This window comes from Acinetobacter sp. 24-47-39, assembly GCF_056783825.1.
Genome location: NZ_JBWYIP010000001.1, coordinates 448005 through 474938, shown reverse-complemented (window position 1 = coordinate 474938; position 26934 = coordinate 448005). Strand labels below are relative to the sequence as shown.

Below are 26934 nucleotides of genomic sequence, written 5' to 3'. Positions count from 1 at the left end.
CTAGAAAATTTATGTTGTTTCATTAAATCTTTTATTTCGCAGTGTTAGTCATAATCCTACGTTTGGTTTCAGATTTTAAGTTTCATTTTTTTTCCAAGTTACATCATTGAGTTCAAACTCATAACATTAAAGTTTTATTAGGATTCCTATTATGTCTAATACTGTTAAAGGTACAGTTAAATGGTTCAACGAAACTAAAGGTTTCGGTTTCATCCAACAAGAAAACGGTCCTGACGTTTTTGCTCACTTCAGCGAAATCAAAGGTTCAGGCTTCAAAACTTTGGCTGAAGGCCAACAAGTTGAATTCAGCGTAACTCAAGGTCCTAAAGGTCCTAACGCTGTTGACATCGTAGCAGTTTAATTAACTGTTAAAAAAGCGGGCTTAGCCCGCTTTTTTTTCGTCTCTCGAAAAGTTCACCATACTTGAAAAAGAAAATTTAGACTCAAAATAAGAAAAGTTAAAGTGAATTTCAAAAGTTAAAGTATGAGTTATAAACACAATAATTTAATGGCAATGCGTCAAAATTACTGGAGTGATGATTCTTCCCCTCGTGTCACAACAGAAAAACAATTTCTTAAGCAATTTTTGATGGATCATCAAATTTTTGAAAATCCAAGTTCGGATGATGTTAAATATTTTGTCTTCAGCTTACCTAGCGTCATTATTATCAAAGCATATGCCCTTGGATTTATTCATGAAACTGTTGTCAACTTAATGAAGTTATTCATTTCAGAGTATCGCGTGTCTCTATCGGCTCGAGTTCAACTCCCAGTTAAATACCGACTTTAAAAAGCGTAGGCTATTTAAGTTTGAATAAATTGACCATTTATACACCTGATATTGAAATACTTGAACTATTTTAATACGTTCATAACATGTAATATTCAATACAATGATTTCTCTGCGCGATTCGCTTAAAGGACCTAAACTTCATGTCAGATCAGAATGAAAAGCTTAAACAATTAAAAACTTCTTCAATGGATCGCCGTCTTTCGATTGCGAAAGCTTCTCTACTGGCTGGCACACGCTGGGCTGCTTCAAGTGCGAGTTCTATTTTTTCAAGCGAGGAAGAAAAAGAAAAAAAACGTAAACAAGCGATGAAAGAACAAGCTGACTATCTCGTTGCTGAAATCGGTAAATTAAAAGGCTCTATCGTCAAAATTGGTCAAATGATGGCGTTATATGGTGAGCATTTTCTACCTGAAGAGATTACGCAAGCCTTAAACACTTTAAATAATCAGACCGTTGCCCTTGCCTGGCCTGCGATCCATGAGCAACTCCGCAACCAACTTGGCTCTAAACTCGATGATCTCACCATTGATCATGAGCCTTTAGGCACCGCATCATTAGCGCAAGTTCACCGTGCAACACGTAAGTCTGATGGTCTTGAATTGGTGCTCAAAGTTCAATATCCAGGTGTAGCAAGCGCAATTGACTCAGATATGAGCTTGTTTAAGAACATGCTCAAACTTACACGCATGGTTCCTCAAACTCGTGAATTTGATCAATGGTTTGATGAGGTTCGCGAAATGATGCACCGTGAAGTAAATTACAAAATTGAAGCTGAAACAACACGTCGTTTTAGAGCGCGTTTAAAAGATGATCCGCGTTATGTTGTTCCACAAATTATTGATCAATATTGTACAGATCAAGTGCTTTGTATGACTTTTGAGCGTGGTGTTCCGATTAATAGCCCAGTCATGCTTTCACTCCCTCAGGAACGTCGCAACAAATTAGGTGAAGCATCGCTTGAAATTGCCGTTCGTGAAGTATTTGAATGGGGCGAGATGCAGACTGATCCTAACTTTGGTAACTACCTAGTACGCTTAGGTGACGGCGCGCAAATTGAAGATAAAATCATTCTTTTAGACTTCGGTGCGATCCGTCAATTTGATGATCAACTCCTCAAGGTAGCTCGTAATTTAATTACCGCGGGCTATCATCATGATGCTCAAGCCATGGTCAATGCTATGACAGGTTATGAGTTTTTCGATGCAATGCCATTAAGCATTAAACCTGACATGGCAAAAGTGTTCCTTCTAGCTACTGAAGCTTTTAGTACTTATAGCAATAATCCAGACCTACCAACAGGCATTATGGATGAACAGCAGCGCTATGATTGGAAACAAAGCCAACTGCATAGCCGTGTGATGCAACGAGCATCCAAGTCGATGGCATCGCGCTATTTTTCAGTTCCACCGAAAGAATTTATGTTCATCAGTCGTAAGTTCATAGGTGCATATACATTCATGACTGTGATCGAAGCAAAAACAAATGTGCGCAAAATGATCCAATCATATGTTTAAGGAACAAAGACCATAGTGATCTATCGTGTCACTATGGTCAATTTATTAAATAAAAAATTTAATTACTAAAAAAAATATATCTTAAATTTCATTAGAATACCTATTGAATTACCATTTATCTGTTTGGTCAAAAAAGTCTTTTAAGCTAGTCATTTTCGACATAGTCATTTCACTAAACACATGTCACGATCTTGTTGTATAAAAAAACCATCAGGGAATTTACAACAATGAATGATATCGCAAACAAAGCGCAAGGTTTAGGCTTAGCCTTGATCACTAAGCTCGCAGGCAGTGATTTAATCGATCAATTAAAACTAAGAAAAATTATCGAACGCTCGCTTTATCAAGGTTCTAAGGCTGGATTTAAAACCTTGGGCTCTACACAGAAAATTTTTAAACAAAAATCCAATACTCCAACTCAACGTCTATCCAATCAGCAAAAAGGGTTATTTGATCTCAGCCTTTCTGAAGAACAACAGATGACTGTTGATGCGATGCAACAATTTGCTCATGAAGTTCTCTACCCACTAGCACATACAGCCGACCACCAAGCTACTTTTCCAGAAAACTTATGGGCTCAATTTAAAGATTTAGGTGTCAATTATTATGCATTGCCTGAACAATACGGCGGCGTTGCTTCAGAAAAGAATGTGGTTACAAATGTGCTGATCGCAGAGCAACTTGCACAAGGTGACTTCTCATTAACAGCTACATTACTCTCCACGTTCTCAGTCATTAATGCAATTACACAGTGGGGTTCAGCAGAGATTCAAAATAAGTATTTGTCGGCATTTAGCGAACAAGATGATCTATTTGCAACTTTTGCTGTTCAGGAAAATACACCTGCTTTCAACCCTTTCCAATTAAAAACAAAAGCGACACGCCAAGGCGATCATTTTGTCATTAATGGTGAAAAAACTATCGTTATTCTAGGTGAGCAGGCAGATCTTTTATTGGTTTCCGCAGATTTAGATGGAACAGCTCAAGTTTTCATTGTTGAGCGAAGTGAAACCATTTCATATAAAGCTAATCCAGCAATGGGGCTTAAAGCAACCCAATCTGTGAGCCTAAAATTTAACAACACACCAGCATTTAAACTGAGTGAGCAAGATTTTGATTATTCAGCGTTCATTGATCTGGGTAATTTAATGTGGTGTGCAATGGCAGTGGGTACATGCCAAGCGGTTAAACAATATTGCATTCAGTATGCCAATGAACGCACCGCATTTGGTGAACCAATATCCCACCGTCAAAGTGTTGCATTTATGATCGCGGATATGGCTATTGAAATTGATGCTATGAAAATGTTGGTTTTGAATGCTGCAAGCCGTGCAGAATCAGGTTTAAGTTTCCATCGTGAAGCATACTTAGCACGAATTTTATGCGCAGAAAAATCAATGAAAATCGGCACTGATGGCGTACAACTCTTAGGTGGACATGGCTTTACCAAAGAACATCCAGTTGAACGTTGGTATCGAGATTTGCGTGCTACTGCCATTATGCATTCTGGTTTACATGCTTAATCAAATAATAAAAATTTAAGGACAAAGATGATGAATTTAGAAAATCCGAAAAAATTTAAAATGCTTGTTGATCAAGCTCATCAGACAGCGTTAAACGTGCTTCGCCCTATTTCACGTAAATATGATAAAGCTGAACATGCTTATCCCAAAGAACTCGACATGTTAGCATCCCTATTGGATGGTATGAATGAAGGTGGCGATGGCATGAATGCTGGCGCTGCCGTCAATAAACGTGGAGATACGACTCAAGGCAACAAAAATGGAGTGAACATGTCTACTGCTTTGGGTGTAATTGAGATGTGTTATGGCGATACTGGTTTATTACTTACCATGCCTCGCCAAGGATTAGGTAACTCTGCAATTGCTGCTGTAGCCAATGAAGAGCAACTTGAACGCTTCAAGGGAACTTGGGCTGCGATGGCAATTACCGAGCCAGGCTGTGGATCTGATTCTGCAGCAATACGCACCACAGCGACTAAAGATGGTGATGATTATATTTTAAATGGCGAGAAAATTTTCGTCACTTCTGGCGAACGAGCTGATTCAGTCGTGGTTTGGGCAACACTCGATAAAAAACTTGGGCGTGCAGCAATCAAATCATTTGTTGTTCCTAAAGGCACGCCTGGCATGACCGTTGAACGTCTTGAACATAAACTCGGAATTAAAGCTTCAGATACTGCTGTCATTCGCTTTATCGATTGTCGTGTCCCTGCTGCAAATTTATTAGGCAATGCTGAAATCGATGTTGCAAAAGGTTTCGCTGGCGTCATGGAAACTTTTGATAATACACGCCCTCTTGTGGCCGCAATGGCAGTTGGGTGCTCTAAAGCGTCTTTAGAGCGTATCAAGGAAATTTTTAAAGACCAACTAGATGCTGAATATGCCACCCCCTACCTTCAATCCTCAAATATTGCAGCTCAGATTTATCGTATGGAAGCAGAATGGGAAGCTGCTCGTTTATTAACCCTAAAAGCTGCATGGATGGCTGACAATAAAAAGCCTAACTCGCGTGAAGCTTCAATTGCAAAAGCGAAAGCTGGACGAATTTGTAATGAAATTACATTGAAGTGTGTCGAACTTGCTGCAAGTGTAGGCTATACCGAAGATGAGTTGTTGGAAAAATGGGCGCGTGACTCCAAAATACTAGATATCTTCGAGGGTACACAACAAATTCAACAGCTTATTGTTGCGCGCCGTGAACTTGGAAAATCATCAAGCGAATTGAAATAAATCACGTTGAATTAAACTCAATTCCGATGAAACTTAGATATACTCTGTGAAGATTTACTAAGTTTCATCGATTATGTACTTTATTCGAACTATTCAACCCCAAGATAATCCCCATATTGCAAAAATCATTCGTGAAGTCTCAGTGGAGTTTGCTCTCGCTGCTGAATCAGGCTTCGCAGTAGCAGATCCAATTCTAGATCAACTCTATGACGTTTATACAAAACCTCACTCCATATATTGGGTTATTAGCAATGACCAACACGAGGTCTTTGGTGGTGGGGGCATTGCACCTTTGCTGGGCCAAGAAAACACCCTAGAGATACAAAAAATGTATTTTATGCCCTCAATACGAGGTTTGGGTTTTGCAAAACAAATTCTAGAAAAATGTATCCAATTTGCACGAGATCAGGGTTACACGCAAATTTATCTCGAAACCACAGCATCTCTTTGGCAGGCTGTAAAATTATATGAAAAATTAGGTTTTCAACATCTACAACACCCATTAGGAAATACTGGACATAGTGATGCATGTGAAATACGCATGTTAAAAGTATTATAAAAAAAACCGACCCATGGTCGGTTTTTTTTATTTTTGAGTGTTAGCCCAGTAATTTATCAATAACACCAAATTTTTTAAAAATTTTTGCTCGTCGTTTAGGATGAATATTGGCTTTATTTAAATCGCCACCATAATGGTCAAATACGCGCTTATCCATAATTTTAAACCATAACTTAGGTATTAAAACTGGGATCAACATCGTCGCATATCCACTTGGCAACACTGGCGCTTCTTCAAAGTTTCTCAATGCTTGGAATGGTCGTGTCGGATAAGCATGATGATCCGAATGGCGCTGCAACTGGTATAAGAATAGATTGGTTGTGATGTTATTATTATTCCAACTATGTTCAGGCATAGTACGCGAATAACTTCCATCTACTTTCTTCTCTCGCAATAAGCCGTAGTGCTCAAGATAGTTGACCATTTCGAATAAAGTCACACCATAAAGTGACTGAATGGCTAAGAATGGTAAAATTTTCTTACCATACAGTTTTAGCATCGTTGCGTGAAAAGTTGCACTAATGGCTGCGCCGTGAAATAGTTCATTTTTCAGTGAAAAGAACGATTCACCTTTACGATTTAATCGATGTTTCTCAATCTGTATTGCCGACTTCAAGCCACCGCTAATGGTTCTTGGAAGAAACTCATAAAAGGTCTCACCCATCTTAGAGGTCGCTGGATCTTCTGGAGTAGCAGCACGTTTATGATGCCCATATGGGTGCTCAATACGGAAATGATTGTATCCAAGTGGTGCTAGTGTCACGTGTGACCAATAATGATCTGCACGCTTTGGACGATGGCATAGTTCATGGGCAGTATTCACACCAATACCGTTGATCAATCCCATTGTACAACCAATCAATAACTGATCCAACAATGGAGTTTCTTTACGTGAAACAACATATCCGGCAAAAAAATTGGCTGCATATTGTAAAGGAACAAACATTTTTACTATACGATCATAGTAAGGATCACTGACTAATTTTTTGATCTGCTCATCACTCGGATTATTCTCATCAGTACCGACCAAAGCATCAATGGTGGGAATAATTACGTGTAATAATAAAGGTCCACCTAATGCAAACAATTTTTTAGTTGCTTTAGGTCCGTATTGATATCCAGCCAAAAAGCCCATCCCTAATACAGGCAGTGCTGGACTAAGCAACCATAAGTAACGCTTCTTATCCAGTTGTAAGCCTTGCGCTATCGGGTTCTGACTCAATAACTCTTCAACTTTTACCTTTGCATTCACTTGCAATTTTCCTTTTCTATTTCTTATTTTTATCTTTGGTCATTTCAAATTTCAAATACAGTCGTAATCGTCCAAAAAAGCTATTGAGTCGTATTTCCACAACGATTTTGAAGATAAAATACATTATAGAAATCTTTACACATGTTAAGATTCAGCAATTGTAAGCGTATAGGGAATATACGAAAAACATGGATGCCCTCAGTCAAGTTTTTGAAGATATTCACCTCAAAAATACGGAATATCTCTACCTTCAAGCACAAGGTAAATGGGCTTTTGAGTTAAGTCATCAAACAGCCATGATTACCTATATTTTATTATACGGTGAAGCCTTTTTTAAATTTCAAAATGGCGAACAGCTACACTTAAAAGCTGGAGATATGGCAATTATTCCTTCTGGAATGTCACATCAAGCCTATAGCCATCAAGAACAAAGATTAGTCAACATTACTCAAATAGATCATTTATTTAAAGGTTTAAGAGATGATGAAATTATCCTCGGTGACGAAGATGATAAATCTGAGAAATCTCTCATCTTCAGTATACGATCTAATATGGACAGTATTATGGGTGGACCATTGATTCAAGCCTTACCCACTTATATCCATTTAAACAATGCACTGAATGCTAGAGAGCCGGAGTGGTTAAGGATCGGGCTTTATTTCGTGGCTGATGAAACCAAGATGAACCGACCGGGTCGCCATAAGATTATGGATCACGTGGTGAGTATTATGTTAATCGAATGCGTGAGAGATTACATTTCCACGCTTACAGACCAGAATAACTGGTTAAATGCTCTTACTCACCCAGAACTGAGCCCTGCATTTTCAGCGATTCACAGCCAACCAGAACGAAACTGGACTGTAGAATCATTGGCAGAAACTTGCTTTATGTCGCGTTCAAAATTCGCTCATTTATTTCAAAATATGGTGAATGAAACACCATTAGCATACTTACAGAAACACCGTTTAAGATTAGCCAGTCAACTTTTACGCTTGAGCCAGCTTTCAATTCAACAAATCGCACACAAAGTTGGTTATTCATCAGAGACTGCATTTAGTCAAGCCTTCAAAAAACATTATCTATGCAGTCCAAGCCAATATCGTAATACTTATTTGAATTAATCGAATTGAATAAATCATAGCAAAATAAAAAAGCACCGAAGTGCTTTTTTATGAAGATAGAATTACTGGGTGAGTTACTTAATTTTTGCAACTGACTTTAAATACTCAGTGTAATCTTTAAGTAATTGTGTACCACGATAGTTTTGATAAAGCTGTGCAAGCTGCTGTTTTTCTTCAGCCGAAATCGAATCCATCGATGGTTTTTTTACCTCAGCCACACCGATAATTACCATTTCATTTGGTAATTGAGCTGTAGTCACAGACCACATTCCTGCTTTAGGTGCAGGCACACTAAATGCAGCACGTTCAATTTCTCGTTTAAGACCTTGAGAACGAGTAAAAACACCAGCATTTACGAAAGATTGCTGATGCTTAGTTAAAACCTGCTGTGAAGGTAGTGTTTTAAAATCCTTCAACATCGCAGCAACTTTTGCTTGAGCAGCTTCATATGCCTTTTGATTCAACAGCTTTTCTTTGACCTTCGCTTTGGCTACTGATAAAGGTTGAACACCAGCTTCACGGTATTCACGAACTTTTAACCAAACTGTATCACCATTCGCCAATTGTATATTGCTGGTCGCGTTACGATCACCATTTTTTACATCTTGACTAAAGATCTTAGCTTTAACAGCAGGATCCGCTAGGACTGTATTTTGAGTGGCAAGAGTTACATTATTCGCAGTAACCAATTTAGCCGATTTTAATTCCTGAGGAACTACATCTAGTGCGTCGCTACTAACAACGAGCTCATTTAAACCATTCACTAAATCAGAATAAGCATTGGCATTTTTAGATTTTAATAAATCAACTTCAAGACGTGCTTTTTCAGACTCAAAACTAGCAACATTCACTTGAGCAGCTTTAGCTTGAATAATATGTACACCAAAATCAGTTTTTACTGGCTTAGAAATCGTACCTTTTGAAGCTTGAACTGCATTATCAAAAGCATCACCGAATACACCGGCTTCATAACCATCAACTCGACCCGCATTATCTTTGGAACTAGAATCTTCAGAATACTGTTGAGCAGCCTCTGCAAAAGATAATCCTGATTGAATTTTTGCATAGACCTCATTGGCTATTTTTTCAGCCTCAAGCGCAGTACGATTATCTGTTGTAATCAAAATATGTTGGACTTCAACTTTGGCATTTTTATTTTGTTGAGTTACATATTGATCATAAGCTTGTTTTAATTCTGCATCTGTAACAGTTGTTGTGGCATTTGCTACCATAGCAGGCGTTACCAATACATAATCAAGATCAACTGAGGCAGGTTGCTTAAACAGCACTTTATGTTTTTCATAATAAGCAGCGACTTCAGCATCAGTTATTTTTACAGACGTTTTGTAATCATCCAATTTTACAGATGACATAAATAACGTACGTTGCTCACCTTGTAGATTTGCGATTTGCTGAATATCACTTTGGCTTACCAAAGAATTATCACGAATGCTTGAAACTAACATTTGAAGCGCATGATCTTGTCTTAAATTTTGGATTAGACCCTGGCTCGTCATATTAATTGATCGAAGATAGTTTTCATAAGCTTGTTGTGAAAATTTACCATCAACCTGCAGACTTGGCTGTTGAGCAATCATTTGTTCAATCTGAGCATCACTTAAACTGATGCCTAACTTTTCAGCCTGCTGAACCAATAAAGCACGATCAATTAAACTATCTAGAGCCAATTGTTCAATATACGATTGATTCAGAAGTGATTCATCACCTTGAACCATTTGTAAGAATTGATCTTTATAATTCTTAGTTTGAACTTCTAGCTCTTTATTAGAAATTTCTAAATCATTAACGGTTTTAGCAATCCCATCTTTGTTTCCACCACCGAAATAGCCTTCAATACCGACCAATGCCAATGGTGTCAAAAATAATACTAGAAGGACTTTGCCGAGCCACCCTTTAATGAGTTTACGAAACGATTCCATAGGTATTCCAATATTTTATTTCAAAGCGATTCTAACTGATAATCCAAACCGAATATATCAGATGAAGCCATAAATTTTCTTTTTAATAAAAAACGCGCCAAGTCGGCGCGTTTTGGACTTAATAAGAATTAAGCTACAGAATCTTTTAAACCTTTACCAGCTTTAAAGCTAGGAACTTTACTTGCTTTAATTTGTAATTCTTCGCCAGTTTTCGGGTTACGACCAGTGCGTGCAGCACGATCTTTAACGCTGAAAGTACCAAATCCTACTAAAGTAACAGAGTCACCTTTTTTCAGCGCTTCGCCAATAGAAGCAATAGTCGCGTCCAATGCCTTACCAGCATCAGTCTTAGACAATCCCCCTTTCTCTGCAATTGCATCAATCAATTCTGATTTATTCATGAAGATTACGTCCTCTTATATCGTTTGTTTAAAATCCAAGGCTTGTATTTTAAAAGGCCATGACGACTTTATAGCAATGCTTTGGGGGGAAACGCAATACTGCTCGACCTGTTTTGATCAAAATAAGCGACAAAAAATACCAAAATTACAGTTTTATCTCTAAATCCATCATTTTTTTTCAAGTTTGGCTCGTAAAGCTTGATTTTCAGCAATGAGCACATCTAATTTCTGGTGAATATCTAAAATCATATTCTCAAGATGTTGTACATCTTTAGTTGAGACGAGCCCAATACGATTAAGCGAAGTACTCACCCCATGATCTAAAAGTTTTTCCACCTTATCTTTTTTATCCGTAACAGACTCTTTAGTTTTTTCCGCAACTTTGATTACTGTTTGATCTGTAAATTCAACCGTTTTAGATTCAAGCTCTTCACCGACTTTGACTAAAGAGTCAAACATTTTATTACCTTCTTCCTCTGCGCGAGAAAAAGCACCTAAACCAGCAAGCCAAATTTGTTTAGTATATTTACGAAAATCAAGTGTGGACTTACGTTGATGCTTTGTTTTACGTGAGTTTGCAGGTTGTGAGTTGTCCATTAATTCCTGTTCTTTATTGTTATTTACATCTTGATCCACCGTTACACTCCTGTATATTTTAGCCTCTAAACTGACTATTCGTGCATAAAATACATTGATAATATCAAATATCGCTATTGAACCTTGTTCAAAACTGTTCTACAAAGCAATGATAAATGATGTAATCTTAGACTTAATTTAAGTTTGTGTTAATAGAACTTTTTAGATTTATTAAATTTGAATAGGATTTATTTATGAGTGAATCGCAACAACAACAAGGTCATACCCGTTTGTTGCTTAACATTGTTATGTTAGTTTTAGAGACATTCTATTCTTTCGTCTTAAAACATGACCGTGTTGTTCGCCTTCAAGCAAAAAAATTTGTAGAACAACAAATTACAATTAAAATGAATAGCTATATCCCCTATTTTGACTTTTATATCCAATTTACGGATAAAGGCATCTTATTTGACCTTCAAGCGCCAGAAAAAGAACCTAACCTCAAGGTAAGTAGTACTTTAGTCGATATCATTCAAATTTTCGGGTTTGCAAACCGCAGAAGTTTGAAAAAAATGCGTATTGAAGGTGATCAAACCCTTAAAGACGAATTCAGAGATTTAGCATTGCATCTCTCAACACCGAAATTACTTTCAGATTGGAAAAATTGGTTAACAACAGCTTCTGAAGACCAAGATACAAAGGCTTCGAGAAAACGCATTGCACCATTACTTGAAAAAATTGACTTACAAAGATCTAAAATCAATACACTTCAAGTAGAGGTAAAACAATATAAAAATCGTATGCGTCGCATGCAATCCAACCAAAAACGTATCAACATTGCATTCGGGATAGTTTCGGTTCTATTCGTGGCTTTAATCGTGTATAATTTATTGAATATTTATTAAAATAATAAAGTTTTATCTGTTTGAATCCTCGCCATATTTAATTCCGATTAATTTAGTTGGTTTTTAGAAAAAAATACTTGACTAAATTAGTCGGAATTCATAAAATTTCATCATCTAGCCTTTTACACGTGTATCGAATCATGCGCTTAACCACTCGCGGTCGCTACGCAGTGACTGCATTACTTGATCTAGCTTTGCAGCCGACTGAACAAACCATTACTTTGGCAGAAATTGCTACTCGCCAAACTATTTCTGTGGCTTATTTAGAACAACTATTTGCTAAATTAAAGCGTCATGGCTTGGTTTCGAGTGTACGTGGTGCTAATGGTGGATACCATTTAGCGCGTAATGCTTCTGATATTACGGTCTTAGAAATTATTGAAGCTGTAAACGAAACTGTTGATGCAACACGTTGTGACCACAAAGGTAACTGCCAAAATGGCGCAATGTGTCTAACTCACGATTTATGGCAAGAACTCTCCCTCCACATTGCCGATTACTTAGCTAAAATCTCTCTTGCTGATTTAGTTGCTCGCGATAACGTTCAAACTGTTGCGATCCGCCAGAATACAGCTCCATTAGATTCAGCCCTTTTATCGGTTACAGGTATTTGACATGAAACGTCCAATTTATCTTGATTATGCTGCAACGACTCCAGTCGACCCACAAGTTGCTGAGCGCATGATGGAATGCCTTACATTCGATGGGACTTTTGGTAACCCTGCATCACGTTCGCACGCATATGGTTGGCAAGCTGAAGAAAAAGTTGAATACGCTCGTGAGCAAGTTGCAAATCTTGTAAAAGCAGATCCACGCGAAATCGTTTGGACATCTGGCGCTACAGAATCTGACAACCTTGCACTAAAAGGTGTTGCACAGTTCTACGCTTCAAAAGGCAAACACATTATTACGAGTAAAATTGAACATAAAGCAATTTTAGATACTTGCCGTGAATTAGAACAAGAAGGCTTTGAAATTACCTATCTTGAACCAGAAGCTCAAACAGGTCTAATTACTCCTGAAATGGTTCAAGCTGCTTTACGTCCTGATACAATTCTTGTTTCATTAATGATGGTCAATAATGAAATTGGTACTGTGACTGATGTTGCCGCTATTGGTGAATTAACTCGCGCGAATAAGACATATTTCCACGTAGATGCTGCTCAAGCTGCTGGTAAAGTTGAAATCGATTTATCAACCATGAAAATTGATTTAATGAGTTTCTCTGCTCACAAAATTTATGGTCCTAAAGGTATCGGTGCACTTTTCGTACGTCGTAGTCCACGTGTGCGTCTTAAAGCTCAAATGCATGGTGGTGGTCATGAGCGCGGTATGCGTTCTGGTACGCTTGCTACTCACCAAATCGTTGGTATGGGTGAAGCATTTGAACTTGCAGGTAAAAACCTAGTTGCTGAACAAACTCGTTTACGCACTCTACGTGACAAACTTTGGAATGGTCTACAAGATCTTGAACAAGTTTTCTTAAATGGTCATCCGACTCAAAACGTAGCAAACTACTTAAACGTAAGTTTTAACTTCGTTGAGGGTGAATCTTTAATGATGTCACTTAAAGATGCTGCTGTTTCATCTGGTTCAGCTTGTACTTCTGCAACATTAGAACCTTCTTATGTTCTTCGTGCATTAGGCTTATCTGATGAGTTAGCACACAGTTCAATTCGCTTCAGTTTTGGTAAATATACGACTGAAGAAGATATTGATCATGTGCTAGAAGTAACTAAAGCTGCTGTAGAAAAATTACGTGACCTTTCTCCACTTTGGGATATGTACAAAGAAGGGATTGATCTGTCAAAAGTTGAATGGACAGAACACTAATTTAAACCAAACACATGCATCTTATTAAGCTTAAATATTGAAATTTAATAAGATGCACCCATATTAAATATTATCAGCCGACCCTGAGGTTTGGAGACGCATCATGGCTTATAGCGAAAAAGTGATTGATCATTACGAAAATCCTCGTAATGTTGGTGTTTTAGATAAAAACGCAGAAAACGTAGGTACAGGTATGGTCGGTGCACCAGCTTGTGGTGACGTTATGCGTCTTCAAATCCAAGTGGATGAGAATGGTGTAATTGAAGAAGCTCGCTTCAAAACTTACGGATGTGGTTCTGCAATTGCTTCAAGTTCACTTGTAACTGAATGGCTAAAAGGTAAAACTTTAGACCAAGCACAGCAAATCAAAAATATTGATATTGCAAATGAACTTGCGCTTCCTCCTGTAAAAGTACACTGCTCTGTACTTGCAGAAGATGCAATTAAAGCTGCTGTAGAAGACTACCGTAGCAAAAAAGCGAAAGCTTAATTTAGCGCTTGATGATTGAATGGAGTTTTCATGATCAATTTAACTGAAAATGCTGCAACTCATATCAGCAATTATTTATTGAATCGCGGTAAGGGTGAAGGTATTCGCGTTGGTGTGAAAACTTCAGGTTGTTCTGGATTGGCTTATGTTCTCGAATTCGTTGATGAAGTTGATGAACATGATCAAGTCTTTGAACAGTTTGGGGTTAAAGTTTTCGTTGATCCGAAGAGCCTTGTTTATCTAGAAGGTATGGAAATGGACTATGTTAAAAATGGTCTAAACGAAGGTTTTGAATTCAACAACCCAAACAAAAAAGGTGAATGTGGTTGTGGTGAATCTTTCACTGTTTAAGATAATCATTCTCTTTTTACCTGATTAAAACAGTGCCCTGCACTGTTTTAATTCTATTCAGCGCCCACTTTTATTTTTCACTATTTTGGAATTTCCAATCCATGAATCATTTTGAGTTGTTTAATCTCCCTGTAGCACTCGATATTGATTTAGCAACTTTGAAAGCTAACTTTCTAAAATTGCAGCAACAATATCATCCAGATAAAGCTGAAAATAAAGACCAGGCCTTGATCAAATCTAGCGAAATTAATCAAGCTTATAAAGTTTTATCTCAAGTTGACAGCCGTGCTGGATATTTACTTACACTCAAAAAACAAGACTATCATTTAGATCAATCCATCAATGATTTCGAATTTTTACAATCTGCATTAGAAATTCGTGAACAATTAGATGAAGCTCAAAGTTCTGAACAACTTTCATCTTTAAAAACTGAAGTGCAACAATGGATTGATGGTTTAGTTCGCGAATTCAAAATAGACTATGAAGCTGAAGATTGGGCTGAGTCTCGCGATACTGTTCGAAAATTACGTTTCTTCCAAAAAGTGATGAACGATATACATCAAGCTGAAGATCGTATTCTCGATGATGAAGATTTTGATTTAGATGACGAATTCTAATTTTATTTTTTTGTTTTATTTTCAAGGGATTTAACACATGGCACTCTTGCAAATTGCTGAACCTGGACAATCAAGTGCGCCACATGAACATCGCATTGCTATTGGTATTGATTTAGGTACGACCCACTCTCTTGTAGCAACTGTGCTTTCTGGCAAACCTAAAGTTCTAAACGATGAACAAGGTCAAGTGTTACTTCCTTCTATCGTACATTATGCTGAAAACTCTACTGTGCTCGGCAATGACGCAAAACCGTTTATAACTCGTGACCCACAGAATACTATTGTTTCTGTAAAACGTTTTATGGGACGCTCAAAAGCTGATATTAAATTTCAACACCCGTATCAATTGGTGGGTGAAGACAATCAGATGCCTGCTTTTGAAACAGCACAAGGTCGTAAAACACCTGTTGAAATTTCTGCTGAAATTCTAAAAAATCTAAAAGATCGCGCTGAAGCAAGTTTAAAAAATCCCATAAATGGTGCTGTCATTACAGTACCTGCCTATTTTGATGAGGCACAACGTCAAGCAACACGAGACGCTGCACAGCTCGCTGGTTTAAACGTACTGAGATTATTAAACGAACCTACAGCAGCAGCTGTAGCGTATGGTTTAGATCAAGCAACAAATTTAAGTACAGATCAAAATTATGTGATTTACGACTTAGGTGGTGGTACTTTCGACGTATCCATCCTACGTTTCTCACAGGGTGTATTTGAGGTACTCTCTACAGGTGGACACACTGCACTTGGAGGCGATGATTTAGATCGTCTTATCGTCAAGTGGGCTAAAAAATCACTCAATATCGAGACCTTAGATGATAACGAGTATGCACACTTCCTTGTTGCAGCACGTAAAGCGAAAGAAGCTTTATCGGATCAAGATCAAGTTAATCTTCAGCTTTTAGAAAACGAATTAACATTGGATCGTGCAACGTTTGAAAGCATCATTAAAGTTGCTCTAGATAAAACGATTTCAGTGTGCAAACGAGTATTACGTGATGCTAAATTGGAATTAGACGATATTAAAAATGTCGTTTTAGTTGGTGGCTCTACTCGCTCTTATGCGGTACAAAAAGCTGTAGCAGAAGTATTTAGTCAAGAACCTCTGTGTACCATTAATCCAGATGAAGTCGTTGCAATTGGTGCTGCAATTACTGCCAACCAATTAATTGGTAATAGCACCGATGGTTCTTTACTACTTGATGTAACACCGTTATCACTTGGTATTGAAACCATGGGTGGATTAGTAGAGCGATTAATTTCACGCAATACTGCAATTCCTGTCGCTCGTCGTCAAGAGTTCACCACGTATCAAGATGGTCAAACTGCGATGTTAATCCATGTTGTCCAAGGTGAGCGCGATTTAGTAGAACATTGCCGTAGTCTCGGACGTTTTGTTTTACGCGGCATTCCACCGATGACTGCTGGTCAAGCACGCATTGAAGTGACTTATCAAGTCGATGCTGACGGTCTCTTATCGGTATCTGCTCGTGAAACAACATCTAACGTCTCAGCTCAGATTGATATTAAACCATCGTATGGTTTATCTGATACTGATATGGAGCGCCTACTGGTTGATGGTTTTAAATTTGCAGCAGAAGATAAAGCCCTTCGTCATTTACATGAAACTAAAGTTGAAGCTCAACGAGAACTTGAAGCTCTTTCTCAAGCGCTTAAAGCTGATATTAAACTCTTGACTGAACAGGAAGCTCAGGATTTAATTTCTGCACAAACTCATTTGGCTCAACAACTTGAAACTTCTGATATTGAAGCAATTGAAGCTGCTGTTGCTGCGTTAAAAGTTCATAGTGATGCATTTGCTGCAAAACGAATGAATCAACATATTGATCATGCTCTCAAAGGCACTAAGCTTGACGATTGGTCAAACTCAAACTAAACATAGGTAAAAATTTATGCCACGTATTAAAGTTCTTCCACATGCGCAAATTTGCCCTGAAGGTGCTGAGTTTGAAGTTGAGCAAAATGCCAATCTTTGCGAAAGCCTACTAAAAAATGGTATCAAAATTGAACATGCTTGTGATATGTCTGCAGCTTGTACGACCTGCCATGTCATTGTTCGTAAAGGTTTTGATGGTCTTGAAGAAATGAATGATGTAGAAGCAGATTTACTCGATCGTGCTTGGGGTCTAGAGCCAGATTCACGTCTTTCTTGCCAAGTAAAAATTGAAAATGATGATTTAGAAGTTGAAATTCCGAAGTACACGATTAACCATGCTTCTGAAAATCATTAATCATTTGTAAAACTATAAAAAAAGGTCACTTAAGTGACCTTTTTATTTGTGTAGATATAAAATCCTAATTTAGATATTTTACTTCATCAGATAGTTTTAATTTCACAATACCAGAAGAGTTGGTTAAATCCTGCTGAAGTTTAATACGTTCAATCATTTTTTCTAAAACTGCGATTAATTCAGCATATTCGTAATTTTGTACTTCTTCCATATTCAGCACCAGCTGAAACCCTTTGTACTCATAATCAAACCAATGTTGATGGGTTTGCTTGGTGCTATATTTTTCCATTACCTGCCAACTCTTAATCGAACCATGAATCCCTTTCAGTTCTACAGGTTCCTGAGGCGCACAAAGATAATAGTTTTTAACTAACTTATAAGTCTCATCCGAGATTAAAATTTCATCAATTTCTGCAGCATTTTGAAGTCTTGCAGCTAAATTCGCATCCCGCCCAACAATGGTATATGCCATTCGATGAACTGCGCCATAGTTACCAACGTGACAATAACCAGTACTAATGCCCATACGTATATGCAGTGCTGAGTATCCCATTTTCACCCAGCGTTCACGCAAAAATTTCATTTGTTGACGCATTGCCATCGCCATATCGATGCAATTTTTGGCATCTTGTTCAACCCCTTGCGAATCTGGATCTCCAAAGAAAATGAGAATCGCGTCTCCCATAAACTTGTCAATTGTTCCACCATATTGCTTGGCAATTTCAGTCATATGGCTCAGATAGTCATTCAAAACAAAAGCTAAGTCATCTGGAATAAGAGTCTCTGAAAGCTCAGTAAATCCCTGAATATCAGAGAAAAAAATCGTAATTTTTTTTCGTTTATATTCAAGTTTAGCTTCAGTTTCACCACGCATGATTGATTGCCACAATTGAATTGGTGCATAGCGGCTTAACTGATTCGATAACTCAATATATCGATTCATTTCTTTAAAATAAGTTTGACGTTGAACATCTAATTTTTTTACACGTCGATTCTGATAATAATTAGCAAAATTCACAAAAAGAATCGCACATATACACGAGACTACGGACAATTCGATTGAAGTTTGCTGGAAATAATCTTCAAAACCAAAAATAAAAATTGTACAAATATAAAAAACAATGATCGCAACTAAAATTGCAATCGAACTCACCATCATCGAAATTTTATTATTAACGGCGGTATACACTAATCCAAACAGGAAAACAAATGTTGGCAACAAACTTAAATGCACTGCTGCTAAGGCGGTAGCTACAACAACAACATCAATAATAAAGAACGCAAAACGTCTGGTTTTACTACCATAACGATATTGGATACTGTGTGAAATTCGGGGCGCTAATAGAATCAGCAAGAAAATAAATAGAGGGTATAAAATCTGATAATTTTGGTTTTGTGAAGTGAAATAATAGATCACAACAAGAATCGCGATCATCACATACCCCATCATCCTGAGGAGTACTTCAAATTGCTGTGGCTCTTTATCCAGCATTCGTTCAAATGGCAATTGCTATTACCTCAATTCACATTATTTTTATTCTTCCCTGAAATTGACGTATTTACTCCATACGCCAATCGAAAGGCATGTCACCTTGACCACGTAGCGCGAGCATGAGCGTTTGACGCATATGCGCTAAAACATCATTACTGTAAGGAACTGCAGGTGAAGCACCCCAAACAGGCTTAGGCCATGCAGAATCATTCTGATAACGAACTACATGATGAAAATGAAGTTGAGGAACCATATTTCCTAGTGCTGCAACGTTCATTTTATCCGCACGGAAAACTCGAGATAATTGACTAGATAACCAGCTAGATTCTCTTAAAAATTGTTCTTGGTCTGCTTGGCTTAATTCATATAATTCAGTTACACCAGGAACACGCGGCACCAAAATCAACCATGGAAATTGCATGTCATTCATTAAACGACAAGTTGAAAGTGGAAAGTCGCCAACAAAAAAAGTATCTTGAGCAAGTTGTGGATGCAAACTAAACATATATTTATAAATGACGCAAAAATTAAATGGATAGCTAATACTAACACAACAGTTTTAGACTGAGTATTATTAGTCATGTGTTTCGATACAAAAAAATATGTATTTCATTGATTTGAATCTCACTCATTCATTGCAACTCATCGCTAAAAAATCTACCTATAAGTTGACTGTCAGCCAGTGCATTTTGAGCAATGAACAAGTCTAGATTCAAGCCCAACTTAGATCAGTTGAGCCCTCTCATCAATTCATCTAAAAGATCATTAATAAACTGAATTCTTTTGTCATTTTCCTCAAGCATAACCATCACTTTCAGACGTTGACCACCGTCCATTCTAAAAAATGTCGGATGTTTTTGCATCATTTGGATAATACTCATCGCTTGAACAGGAGTATCAGGTGAAAATTCAATTTGGCCACCCTGCTTACTCAAGTCAATCTTGGTAATACCTAATTTTTCTGCTTTTATACGCACCTGATGAACAGTAAAAAGATATTTCACTTGTTGAGGTAGCACACCAAAACGATCGATAAGCTCCATACGGATATGATCGAGTTTTTCTTGTGTATCCGTATTACTAATTCGCTTATAGAACAATAAACGCTGATGCACATCACCTAAATATTCATCTGGAATTAATGCAGGCATATGTAAACTAATTTCAGCCGTGATTGACAAAGGGGCATCAAAGTTAGGAGTCTTACCATTTTGGATAGCTTTAGTCGCTTTCTCAAGCATTTCCATATATAGACTATATCCAATTGCATGCATTGAACCACTTTGTTGCTCACCTAAAAGCTCGCCTGCTCCACGTATTTCTAAATCCTCTGTTGCCAATACAAAACCAGCGCCTAAAGTAGAAGCACGCTGAATGGCATCAAGTCGTTTTTCAGCATCACCTTTTAAGCCTTTAATAGACGGAACCATCAGATACGCATAGGCTTGATGATGAGAGCGCCCCACACGACCACGCAGTTGATGAAGTTGTGCCAAACCTAGCTTGTCTGCTCGCTCGATGATAATTGTATTGGCATTTGGTACATCAATTCCCGTTTCAATAATGGTCGAACACACCAATACATTATATTCTTTATGATAAAACTGCTGCATGACCTGTTCTAACTCACGCTCACGCATTTGACCATGCGCAACTGCAACCCGAGCTTCAGGAACTAACAACCGAATATTTTCAGCCGCTCGTTCAATGGTATCCACTTCATTATGCAAAATATAAACCTGACCACCACGTAATAGTTCACGCAAGATCGCCTCTTTCATCGTGGCATCGGTCTGCTCATTGACAAAGGTCTTAACAGCGAGACGGCGTGCAGGTGGTGTAGCAATAATTGAGAGGTCACGCATACCTGAAAACGCCATATTTAAGGTACGCGGGATTGGCGTAGCGGTTAGCGTCAGCATATCTACATCGGCACGCATCGCTTTAATACGTTCTTTATCTCGCACACCAAAGCGATGTTCTTCATCAACAATCATCAATCCAAGTTGTTTAAACTGGACATTTTCCTGCAAAATTTTATGCGTTCCAATGACGATATCAACTTTACCCTCTGCCAAATCTTCGATCGTTTTTAAGTGTGTTTTATTTGAGCCAAATCGAGATAACACTTCAATACGGATAGGCCAATCAGCAAATCGATCTTTGAAAGATTCATAATGCTGTTGCGCAAGTAAAGTTGTTGGAACTAAAACAGCAACTTGCTTATTGTTCTGTACAGCAACAAAAGCAGCTCTCATCGCTACTTCTGTCTTACCAAATCCAACATCACCACAGACTAAACGATCCATTGGTTTAGCTTGTTGCATGTCGTATAAAGTCGCTTCGATAGCATTCGCTTGATCAAGCGTTTCTTCATAAGCAAAACCACTGACAAACTGCATATAAGTAGTGTGATCTAATTCAAATTGAATACCTGGTTTTGAGTGGCGTCTTGCTTGAATATGAAGAAGTTCGGCTGCAACATCATGTATCTGTTCTAGTGCTTTGCGCTTAGCTTTATTCCAAGCATCAGTACCAAGTTTATGCAGTGGTGCTAAATCAGGATCACCTCCACTGTATCGACTAATCAGATGCAAATTGGTGACAGGAACATAGACTTTGGCATCATCAGCATAATTAAGTTGCAAAAATTCGTGGTCTTGATCATCAATACATAAAGTCACTAATCCCGCATAGCGACCTACACCGTGATCAATATGAACTACAGGAGCACCTATACTTAATTCAGTTAAACTTTTAACTAAGAACTCTTCAGAAACTTCATGCTGGCGTTTTCTACGGCGTTGTACAACACGATGCTCATAGAGTTGATTTTCTGAAATGACAGATATTTGTCCTTTAATCTCCAAGCCACGCTCAAGTGGTGCATGCGTTACTGCTACTGAATATTGTTGATTAATAAACTCCTGATAATGCTCTACAACAGGAATTTCACCCATACTTGCTCGCAAGGAGTCCTTTAACGATTCACGACGTCCCGCACTTTCAGCGACGAGTAAGACAGGGTGTTGCGCAGCATCAATAAATGATTTTACAGCATGAAATGGCTGTTGATGTTTAGGCTCTACCGCTAAACGAGGTGGCTGTTCAGCAGAGGTATTAATTACACCCGCTTTAGGTTCAAAAACTTCGTCAGATGCGATAATACGAGGAAACTGATTGAGTTGTTCAAAAATTTGATTTTGTTGAAAGAAGATTTGTTCTGGAGCTAATAAAGGTTGATCAACATTATGACGTCGGTCTTCATAACGCTGATAAATATCTTTCCAAAATTGAGTTAATTCACTTTCAATATTGCGATCTGTAATGACAATGGAATGATTTGGTAAGTATGATGTAATACTACTTTGTTCTAGCATTTCTTTTTTTGAAAAGAACAGCGGAAAGTAATAGTCCAATCCCGGTGAAGATATACCCTCCATTACATCCTGATAAATTGGATTTTTTTTCGGGTTCGCCGTTGGAAACTCTTCAGCATAACGGTCTCGAAATTGAGCTCTACCTTCTTTTAAAGGAAACTCTTTAGCTGGTAAAACCTTAAAATGTTCAAGTTTCGTCGTGGTCCTTTGAGTTTCTGGATCAAAAAATTTTAAAGAATCAATTTCATCATCAAACAAATCTATTCGAATTGGAGCATCTTGCCCCGAAGCAAAAATATCAACTAAACTTCCCCGAACAGCAAATTCTCCATGATCATATACAGTATCGACCAAATGATAACCAGCCTGAATCAGGCGTTGTTTCTGCTTTTCTAAATCAAATTTTTGCCCAACGCTAATATCAAAATGCTCACCTAACACCCAAGACGTCGGCGCAACACGTTGTGCCAAAGTTGTGCTTGAAATGAGTAGTATCCCTTTTGCTGGCATATTAGAGAGCACTGATAATCTTTCTGAGACAATATCTTGATGCGGAGACAACCGATCGTAAGGTAAGATCTCCCAATCTGGAAAGATGGTGGGCTTCACACCATAAAATTCAAGTTCACTCTCAAGTTGAGCTAAATGTTGATTATTTCTAGCTACCAGAACAAAGAGTCGATCAGAGTTTTGACTTATTTCTTTTAAAAGCAAAGCGATGGCAGAGCCTTTAAGCGCCCCTAACCATCTTTTTTCGCCAGATTTTATTTGTGATAGATTAAGTTGAGAAATTTCTTTTTGGAACATGAAGATCGCTTTAAAAGTCTGGTAGGACATTGCACTATTTTATCATGTTCAAAATCGAGAATGAGTTATTTTTAGATATCACAAACATTCAGTCGCAAACATTAGCGCTCACGTTTGAATTCACGATAATAATCATTGAGCAATATCACGAATTTTTTTAACTGTTCTAGATTCTGTTGATTATTACCTAATCTCGTAGTAAAACGACCTGTATTCAACTCAAGATCTATTTTCTCTTTGATCAACATTCCCCGATAAAATAAATTTTCCAAATCATCAAAACGAGTAACCTTTCGGTTCGAAAAATATGACAATCTTTCATTTAGTTCATTCAAAACAACGTCATCGATAATATATCCTAATTCAGGATCATAACGAATTTGATGAGTCTGTAAATAAACTTGCTCAGCCGATGGTTTTTTTTGAAACAAATCAGAAATTTTTTTAAACATAGTTTGGGAAGAAAAGCTGAAAACTCAAAATGATGGTCTATCTTAGCATCTGGTCACGAATACACCTATATTCATGACCAAAAAGCACTCAAACTAAAATTAACCGTAATTTTTTCTTAAATATTCTACAATCTTCTTCGATTCGAACAACTTTACGCCTGTGTTAGGATCAACTAAGTACGGGACTTGTATATCCTTCCCCTTGCGATTCATTACCTTTACAACCTGCTCGCGTTTACCGCCAGCCAAAGGAATATATTTCCCAGGCTTCAATCTTAAAATCGCTGGTCCTTGATCCTGCCAACGCTCTTTAGCGACATTGTGAAACTTAAAAGGTAATTCAAGTTCTGTGAGTTCAGCGCGCACGATTCTGGTGTATGGACTCGCTTCAAACCCCCACAGCTCAATTAAATGCTTGGGTTGTGGTCTCTGCTTAATCGCTTTATTTATAAAAATCCCACGAGCACCATTAATCAGTGTTCCAGCTAGAGCAACTACAGGCAATTTGGGGTAATGTGAGAATTGCTTCGGTGTTTGACCTTTCTCACCATAATGCTTAAAAAGATAGTGAATAATATCCTGAGACTCGTAAAGTTTAGCCCCAGTATTTTCATCAATCAAAAAAGGAAATTGAATCTTACCACCAAGTGTTTTCACTTGATCTCGATAGACCCTTCCACCTTTCGGACAAGGATACACTTCGTAGTCAAGATTAAGTAAAGTCAACACCTCTCTTACACGACGACAGAATGGTGATCCTTCAAATTCGTAAAGCTTTAATGCTTTTTCTGGCTGTTTAGGAAACGGTGTACCTGAAGTCCCACGTCCACCTTCTGCAACAGCTGAAGCTAGCGCCTGAGCCACTTTTAATTGATGAATCACCATACTGATTACCTCGTTTTTGTTTTATTTAAATTAATCGACTAATTTTGTCTTGGACACAATAATTCCATTATTGTCTGCATAGATATAATCACCTGGTTGGATTGTGATATTTCCAATTTGAATCGTGATATTGGTTTCGCCCACCCCTTTACGATTACTTTTTTGAGGTATAGCCGCAAGTGCGTGCACGCCTAGATTTAAACTCGCAATGGCATCAACATCTCTGACACAACCATTAATAATGACACCACTCCATCCATATTTAACGGCAGACTCAGCAATCATATCTCCCATCAATGCACAACGCATGGAAGAACCACCATCTACAACTAAAACTTTGCCTTGCCCATCTGTAGCGAGTAACTCTTTTACTCGTGAATTGTCCTCAAAACATTTAACAGTGACAGCTTCACCCCCAAAGCTTTTTACACCGCCGTAACTTTTAAAGAATTTTCCATCAATAGATGGATACAATACTTGAATATCTAAATCAGGATGGTCATCCAGTAAATCACACGTCACAAATGTTGGCGTTGTCACTTTTTATACCCTCAGTTATGTTTTTGAATCTCTAAATTATCATAAATCTTAATTTTTTCATTTTGAGTTCTTGCGCTCACGACCATAGTATTAGCGACTTGCTCTGCTGTCACTGGCTTATATTTGAATGTATTTGGCAGAAATTGCGATACTCGCTTGAAAATACTCTGAGAAATATCCTCTAGTGTCCTTGTTTCAGCTCTTTCACCAATTAAGAGTGAAGGTCGAATGATCGCCAATTGATAGAGTGATAATGATTTTAGATAATTTTCTAACTTTCCCTTCACTTGATTATAAAAGAATGGAGATCTTTCATTCGCACCTTCCGCACTTACAATTGCAAAAAAAGTATCGGTATTCACGAGCAAATCAGCAAAATGAGCATTTATCTCAAAATCGATATTGTAAAAATTTTCTTTAGAGCCTGCTTTTTTAATTGTACTTCCTAGGCAACTAAACGCATGTGAGAATCCAGAAGCGTCCTCATCATTTAACATTAAAAAGTCATCAATGACCAACTGATCAACTTTAGTGAACTTTTCAAATTGTTCATCATGCTTACGAACAACTACGACAATTCTTTCGCAATCTACCAATTGATTCAAATGATTTACCAAAGATCGACCAACTAAACCAGTTGCCCCTATAACTATTGCACTTTTAATATTTTTAATCATTTTTTCGCCATTCCTTCCAATATTCATATAATCTAACGTGCTAACCGCATTTTATCTGCATCAAAAATGTTGTCAAAGCATGTCAAGACTTGACTTTGCCGCATCATTTAATCACAATATGGCACTTGTTTACGGGCTGGTGTAAATTCTTCTAATGTTTGTATTTAGTTGAAATTTCAGCCCGCCCAGACCAATCAATTTCAAGGAGTGCACGAGTGGCAAACTCTGCTCAAGCAAAAAAACGTGCTCGTCAAAACGTTAAAGCACGTAAACACAACGCAAGCTTACGTTCTATGGTTCGTACTTACCTTAAACGCACAGTAGCAGCGATCGCTGCAGGTGACTATGCAGCAGCTTCTGAAGCTTACAAAACTGCAGTACCTGTAATCGACCGTATGGCTGACAAAGGTATCATCCACAAGAACAAAGCTGCTCGTCATAAGAGCCGTTTAAATGCACAAGTTAAAGCTTTAGCTTCTAACTAAGTTGCGTTAAAAAAAGCCCTTTAAGGGCTTTTTTTATATCTTTAATTTATCAACAATACTTAAATAATATTAAAATTACTATCTTTCTTGCTCTACAAATTCACGAATAGATAATTCATTACATTCACCACGCCATATCCATTTCAATTTTGCATCTATGAATGCTTCACCTTCAAACCAAACAAACAAACCTTCCATCATTTCTGGCCAATCATGCTGACGAATCTGTGTTTTACCTGAAATCACAGCCAGAATACCAGCCAGAATAGTGTCATGGCTAACCGCCAAACTTAATCCATGATTCTGTTGAGGGTGAGTTTGATAAAGCAAATGTAAAACATCAACCACACCTGTAATTGGCTGCTTCATCCCAGGTAAGGTATTGTTTACAAAGCTATTAATAAAGCCCAAAGCACCTTGTTGCTTAAAATATGGCGCAGCTTGATCGATATCTAAAACGAAGCTACCAGGCTCGACCAAAAGCCCCTGCTCAACAATCTTAATATGATGGGTATTTGACTTAGGATTGATTTGATCAGCACCTTGAATCATCAGTGCAGCAGTATCAATACAACGTTGAATTGGACTAGAAATACAGTGTTCTATCATACGATCTGTTTGATCTATAAGATAAGCCCCCCAAGCCTGCGCCAGATCCTTACCTTGATCAGTTAATTGCAAATCATATCCAGCGAGTCCTTGACCCACCACCATTTCACGTATTGAGTGGCGAGTAAATAGTGTAACAGGCACAGCAACATCGGGCAGTAAGTCAACTGCTCTGAGCATACTTGGAGGAAGCAACTTCAGCGACATAATAATTCTAATAAATGAAATTAATTTGACTATAACACGATGA

The 26934-nt window shown here is 37.8% G+C and carries 28 protein-coding genes; 16 read left to right on the top strand and 12 right to left on the bottom strand.

Annotated elements, in window-relative coordinates; translation table 11 throughout:
• The first annotated feature begins 151 nt into the window (after window positions 1-151).
• From AC1M9C_RS02280 to AC1M9C_RS02255, 6 genes are all read left to right on the top strand, one after another.
• Window positions 152-361, top strand: coding sequence for a cold-shock protein (locus AC1M9C_RS02280; RefSeq protein WP_035263597.1), 210 nt, complete (start codon window positions 152-154; stop codon window positions 359-361).
• A gap of 123 nt (window positions 362-484) precedes the next feature.
• Window positions 485-790, top strand: a complete 306-nt coding sequence (locus tag AC1M9C_RS02275) for a hypothetical protein (RefSeq protein ID WP_092766328.1) — start codon at window positions 485-487, stop codon at window positions 788-790.
• Between the two features lie 143 nt (window positions 791-933).
• Window positions 934-2307 carry an ABC1 kinase family protein gene (locus tag AC1M9C_RS02270; protein ID WP_092766329.1) on the top strand — a complete coding sequence of 458 codons (1374 nt, stop codon included), beginning with the start codon at window positions 934-936 and terminating at the stop codon, window positions 2305-2307.
• 227 nt (window positions 2308-2534) lie between these two features.
• Window positions 2535-3830, top strand: coding sequence for an acyl-CoA dehydrogenase family protein (locus tag AC1M9C_RS02265; protein ID WP_481587487.1), 1296 nt, complete (start codon window positions 2535-2537; stop codon window positions 3828-3830).
• Between the two features lie 30 nt (window positions 3831-3860).
• Entirely contained in the window at window positions 3861-5060 is a 1200-nt protein-coding gene (locus AC1M9C_RS02260) for an acyl-CoA dehydrogenase family protein (RefSeq protein ID WP_035263603.1), read from the top strand.
• Window positions 5061-5133: 73 nt separating this feature from the next.
• Complete coding sequence (locus tag AC1M9C_RS02255) at window positions 5134-5619, top strand: GNAT family N-acetyltransferase (RefSeq protein WP_481587488.1); 486 nt, start codon at window positions 5134-5136, stop codon at window positions 5617-5619.
• A 40-nt stretch (window positions 5620-5659) separates the two neighbouring features.
• Here the strand turns inward: AC1M9C_RS02255 and AC1M9C_RS02250 are convergent, their stop codons facing one another.
• A complete protein-coding gene (locus tag AC1M9C_RS02250; protein WP_481953131.1) occupies window positions 5660-6871 on the bottom strand; it encodes an alkane 1-monooxygenase in 1212 nt (403 codons plus the stop codon).
• Between the two features lie 188 nt (window positions 6872-7059).
• Here AC1M9C_RS02250 and AC1M9C_RS02245 point away from each other — a divergent pair, with 188 nt between their 5' ends.
• A complete protein-coding gene (locus AC1M9C_RS02245; protein WP_481587489.1) occupies window positions 7060-7992 on the top strand; it encodes an AraC family transcriptional regulator in 933 nt (310 codons plus the stop codon).
• Between the two features lie 74 nt (window positions 7993-8066).
• On the opposite strand, the gene AC1M9C_RS02240 is transcribed toward AC1M9C_RS02245, so the two are convergent.
• From AC1M9C_RS02240 to AC1M9C_RS02230, 3 genes are all read right to left on the bottom strand, one after another.
• Window positions 8067-9932 carry a SurA N-terminal domain-containing protein gene (locus AC1M9C_RS02240; RefSeq protein WP_481587490.1) on the bottom strand — a complete coding sequence of 622 codons (1866 nt, stop codon included), beginning with the start codon at window positions 9930-9932 and terminating at the stop codon, window positions 8067-8069.
• A gap of 128 nt (window positions 9933-10060) precedes the next feature.
• A complete protein-coding gene (locus AC1M9C_RS02235) occupies window positions 10061-10333 on the bottom strand; it encodes an HU family DNA-binding protein (RefSeq protein ID WP_035263613.1) in 273 nt (90 codons plus the stop codon).
• Window positions 10334-10501: 168 nt separating this feature from the next.
• Complete coding sequence (locus AC1M9C_RS02230; protein ID WP_481953186.1) at window positions 10502-10930, bottom strand: phasin family protein; 429 nt, start codon at window positions 10928-10930, stop codon at window positions 10502-10504.
• A 233-nt stretch (window positions 10931-11163) separates the two neighbouring features.
• Between AC1M9C_RS02230 and AC1M9C_RS02225 the strand changes: the two genes are divergently transcribed.
• The 8 genes from AC1M9C_RS02225 to fdx all read left to right on the top strand — a co-directional run bounded on the left by AC1M9C_RS02225 (window position 11164) and on the right by fdx (window position 17357).
• Window positions 11164-11814, top strand: a complete 651-nt coding sequence (locus AC1M9C_RS02225; protein ID WP_481587491.1) for a hypothetical protein — start codon at window positions 11164-11166, stop codon at window positions 11812-11814.
• A 140-nt stretch (window positions 11815-11954) separates the two neighbouring features.
• Window positions 11955-12428: an Rrf2 family transcriptional regulator gene (locus AC1M9C_RS02220; protein WP_035263618.1), complete on the top strand. Its 474-nt coding sequence runs from the start codon at window positions 11955-11957 to the stop codon at window positions 12426-12428.
• Between the two features lies 1 nt (window position 12429).
• A complete protein-coding gene (locus AC1M9C_RS02215; RefSeq protein ID WP_481587492.1) occupies window positions 12430-13647 on the top strand; it encodes an IscS subfamily cysteine desulfurase in 1218 nt (405 codons plus the stop codon).
• A gap of 103 nt (window positions 13648-13750) precedes the next feature.
• Window positions 13751-14137 (top strand): Fe-S cluster assembly scaffold IscU, encoded by a 387-nt coding sequence (gene iscU / locus AC1M9C_RS02210; RefSeq protein WP_035263622.1) that lies wholly within the window; start codon window positions 13751-13753, stop codon window positions 14135-14137.
• Window positions 14138-14167: 30 nt separating this feature from the next.
• Window positions 14168-14488: an iron-sulfur cluster assembly protein IscA gene (gene iscA / locus AC1M9C_RS02205; protein ID WP_035263624.1), complete on the top strand. Its 321-nt coding sequence runs from the start codon at window positions 14168-14170 to the stop codon at window positions 14486-14488.
• A gap of 101 nt (window positions 14489-14589) precedes the next feature.
• Window positions 14590-15105, top strand: coding sequence for a Fe-S protein assembly co-chaperone HscB (gene hscB / locus AC1M9C_RS02200; protein WP_092766335.1), 516 nt, complete (start codon window positions 14590-14592; stop codon window positions 15103-15105).
• 37 nt (window positions 15106-15142) lie between these two features.
• Complete coding sequence (hscA, locus tag AC1M9C_RS02195; RefSeq protein ID WP_035263628.1) at window positions 15143-17002, top strand: Fe-S protein assembly chaperone HscA; 1860 nt, start codon at window positions 15143-15145, stop codon at window positions 17000-17002.
• A 16-nt stretch (window positions 17003-17018) separates the two neighbouring features.
• Window positions 17019-17357: an ISC system 2Fe-2S type ferredoxin gene (gene fdx, locus AC1M9C_RS02190; RefSeq protein WP_035263630.1), complete on the top strand. Its 339-nt coding sequence runs from the start codon at window positions 17019-17021 to the stop codon at window positions 17355-17357.
• A gap of 64 nt (window positions 17358-17421) precedes the next feature.
• Here fdx and AC1M9C_RS02185 read toward each other — a convergent pair whose 3' ends face one another.
• The 7 genes from AC1M9C_RS02185 to AC1M9C_RS02155 form a co-directional block, all read right to left on the bottom strand.
• The gene (locus AC1M9C_RS02185; RefSeq protein WP_481587494.1) at window positions 17422-18864 is read right to left on the bottom strand and encodes an adenylate/guanylate cyclase domain-containing protein; all 1443 of its coding nucleotides are present in this window, start codon (window positions 18862-18864) and stop codon (window positions 17422-17424) included.
• Between the two features lie 52 nt (window positions 18865-18916).
• Window positions 18917-19354: an HIT domain-containing protein gene (locus AC1M9C_RS02180; RefSeq protein WP_035263634.1), complete on the bottom strand. Its 438-nt coding sequence runs from the start codon at window positions 19352-19354 to the stop codon at window positions 18917-18919.
• 223 nt (window positions 19355-19577) lie between these two features.
• The gene (gene mfd, locus AC1M9C_RS02175) at window positions 19578-23036 is read right to left on the bottom strand and encodes a transcription-repair coupling factor (RefSeq protein WP_481587535.1); all 3459 of its coding nucleotides are present in this window, start codon (window positions 23034-23036) and stop codon (window positions 19578-19580) included.
• A gap of 101 nt (window positions 23037-23137) precedes the next feature.
• Window positions 23138-23488, bottom strand: coding sequence for a hypothetical protein (locus tag AC1M9C_RS02170; protein ID WP_035263638.1), 351 nt, complete (start codon window positions 23486-23488; stop codon window positions 23138-23140).
• A gap of 99 nt (window positions 23489-23587) precedes the next feature.
• On the bottom strand, window positions 23588-24373 hold the full coding sequence (locus AC1M9C_RS02165; RefSeq protein WP_481953130.1) for a glutathione S-transferase N-terminal domain-containing protein: 786 nt from the start codon (window positions 24371-24373) through the stop codon (window positions 23588-23590).
• A gap of 30 nt (window positions 24374-24403) precedes the next feature.
• On the bottom strand, window positions 24404-24913 hold the full coding sequence (gene rraA / locus AC1M9C_RS02160; protein ID WP_035263643.1) for a ribonuclease E activity regulator RraA: 510 nt from the start codon (window positions 24911-24913) through the stop codon (window positions 24404-24406).
• 11 nt (window positions 24914-24924) lie between these two features.
• On the bottom strand, window positions 24925-25590 hold the full coding sequence (locus AC1M9C_RS02155) for a Rossmann-fold NAD(P)-binding domain-containing protein (protein WP_179998082.1): 666 nt from the start codon (window positions 25588-25590) through the stop codon (window positions 24925-24927).
• A gap of 215 nt (window positions 25591-25805) precedes the next feature.
• Between AC1M9C_RS02155 and rpsT the strand changes: the two genes are divergently transcribed.
• Window positions 25806-26075, top strand: coding sequence for a 30S ribosomal protein S20 (gene rpsT / locus AC1M9C_RS02150; RefSeq protein ID WP_035263646.1), 270 nt, complete (start codon window positions 25806-25808; stop codon window positions 26073-26075).
• A gap of 78 nt (window positions 26076-26153) precedes the next feature.
• On the opposite strand, the gene AC1M9C_RS02145 is transcribed toward rpsT, so the two are convergent.
• On the bottom strand, window positions 26154-26891 hold the full coding sequence (locus AC1M9C_RS02145; protein ID WP_481587496.1) for a histidine phosphatase family protein: 738 nt from the start codon (window positions 26889-26891) through the stop codon (window positions 26154-26156).
• Between the last annotated feature and the right edge of the window lie 43 nt (window positions 26892-26934).

What these genes read in the sequence shown, in the direction of transcription:
- AC1M9C_RS02280 (WP_035263597.1), top strand. Translation starts at nt 152, where the DNA reads ATGTCTAATACTGTTAAAGGTACAGTTAAATGGTTCAACGAAACTAAA.
- AC1M9C_RS02275 (WP_092766328.1), top strand. Translation starts at nt 485, where the DNA reads ATGAGTTATAAACACAATAATTTAATGGCAATGCGTCAAAATTACTGG.
- AC1M9C_RS02270 (WP_092766329.1), top strand. Translation starts at nt 934, where the DNA reads ATGTCAGATCAGAATGAAAAGCTTAAACAATTAAAAACTTCTTCAATG.
- AC1M9C_RS02265 (WP_481587487.1), top strand. Translation starts at nt 2,535, where the DNA reads ATGAATGATATCGCAAACAAAGCGCAAGGTTTAGGCTTAGCCTTGATC.
- AC1M9C_RS02260 (WP_035263603.1), top strand. Translation starts at nt 3,861, where the DNA reads ATGAATTTAGAAAATCCGAAAAAATTTAAAATGCTTGTTGATCAAGCT.
- AC1M9C_RS02255 (WP_481587488.1), top strand. Translation starts at nt 5,134, where the DNA reads ATGTACTTTATTCGAACTATTCAACCCCAAGATAATCCCCATATTGCA.
- AC1M9C_RS02245 (WP_481587489.1), top strand. Translation starts at nt 7,060, where the DNA reads ATGGATGCCCTCAGTCAAGTTTTTGAAGATATTCACCTCAAAAATACG.
- AC1M9C_RS02240 (WP_481587490.1), bottom strand. Translation starts at nt 9,932, where the DNA reads ATGGAATCGTTTCGTAAACTCATTAAAGGGTGGCTCGGCAAAGTCCTT.
- AC1M9C_RS02235 (WP_035263613.1), bottom strand. Translation starts at nt 10,333, where the DNA reads ATGAATAAATCAGAATTGATTGATGCAATTGCAGAGAAAGGGGGATTG.
- AC1M9C_RS02230 (WP_481953186.1), bottom strand. Translation starts at nt 10,930, where the DNA reads ATGGACAACTCACAACCTGCAAACTCACGTAAAACAAAGCATCAACGT.
- AC1M9C_RS02225 (WP_481587491.1), top strand. Translation starts at nt 11,164, where the DNA reads ATGAGTGAATCGCAACAACAACAAGGTCATACCCGTTTGTTGCTTAAC.
- AC1M9C_RS02220 (WP_035263618.1), top strand. Translation starts at nt 11,955, where the DNA reads ATGCGCTTAACCACTCGCGGTCGCTACGCAGTGACTGCATTACTTGAT.
- AC1M9C_RS02215 (WP_481587492.1), top strand. Translation starts at nt 12,430, where the DNA reads ATGAAACGTCCAATTTATCTTGATTATGCTGCAACGACTCCAGTCGAC.
- iscU (WP_035263622.1), top strand. Translation starts at nt 13,751, where the DNA reads ATGGCTTATAGCGAAAAAGTGATTGATCATTACGAAAATCCTCGTAAT.
- iscA (WP_035263624.1), top strand. Translation starts at nt 14,168, where the DNA reads ATGATCAATTTAACTGAAAATGCTGCAACTCATATCAGCAATTATTTA.
- hscB (WP_092766335.1), top strand. Translation starts at nt 14,590, where the DNA reads ATGAATCATTTTGAGTTGTTTAATCTCCCTGTAGCACTCGATATTGAT.
- hscA (WP_035263628.1), top strand. Translation starts at nt 15,143, where the DNA reads ATGGCACTCTTGCAAATTGCTGAACCTGGACAATCAAGTGCGCCACAT.
- fdx (WP_035263630.1), top strand. Translation starts at nt 17,019, where the DNA reads ATGCCACGTATTAAAGTTCTTCCACATGCGCAAATTTGCCCTGAAGGT.
- AC1M9C_RS02180 (WP_035263634.1), bottom strand. Translation starts at nt 19,354, where the DNA reads ATGTTTAGTTTGCATCCACAACTTGCTCAAGATACTTTTTTTGTTGGC.
- mfd (WP_481587535.1), bottom strand. Translation starts at nt 23,036, where the DNA reads ATGTTCCAAAAAGAAATTTCTCAACTTAATCTATCACAAATAAAATCT.
- AC1M9C_RS02170 (WP_035263638.1), bottom strand. Translation starts at nt 23,488, where the DNA reads ATGTTTAAAAAAATTTCTGATTTGTTTCAAAAAAAACCATCGGCTGAG.
- AC1M9C_RS02165 (WP_481953130.1), bottom strand. Translation starts at nt 24,373, where the DNA reads ATGGTGATTCATCAATTAAAAGTGGCTCAGGCGCTAGCTTCAGCTGTT.
- AC1M9C_RS02155 (WP_179998082.1), bottom strand. Translation starts at nt 25,590, where the DNA reads ATGATTAAAAATATTAAAAGTGCAATAGTTATAGGGGCAACTGGTTTA.
- AC1M9C_RS02145 (WP_481587496.1), bottom strand. Translation starts at nt 26,891, where the DNA reads ATGTCGCTGAAGTTGCTTCCTCCAAGTATGCTCAGAGCAGTTGACTTA.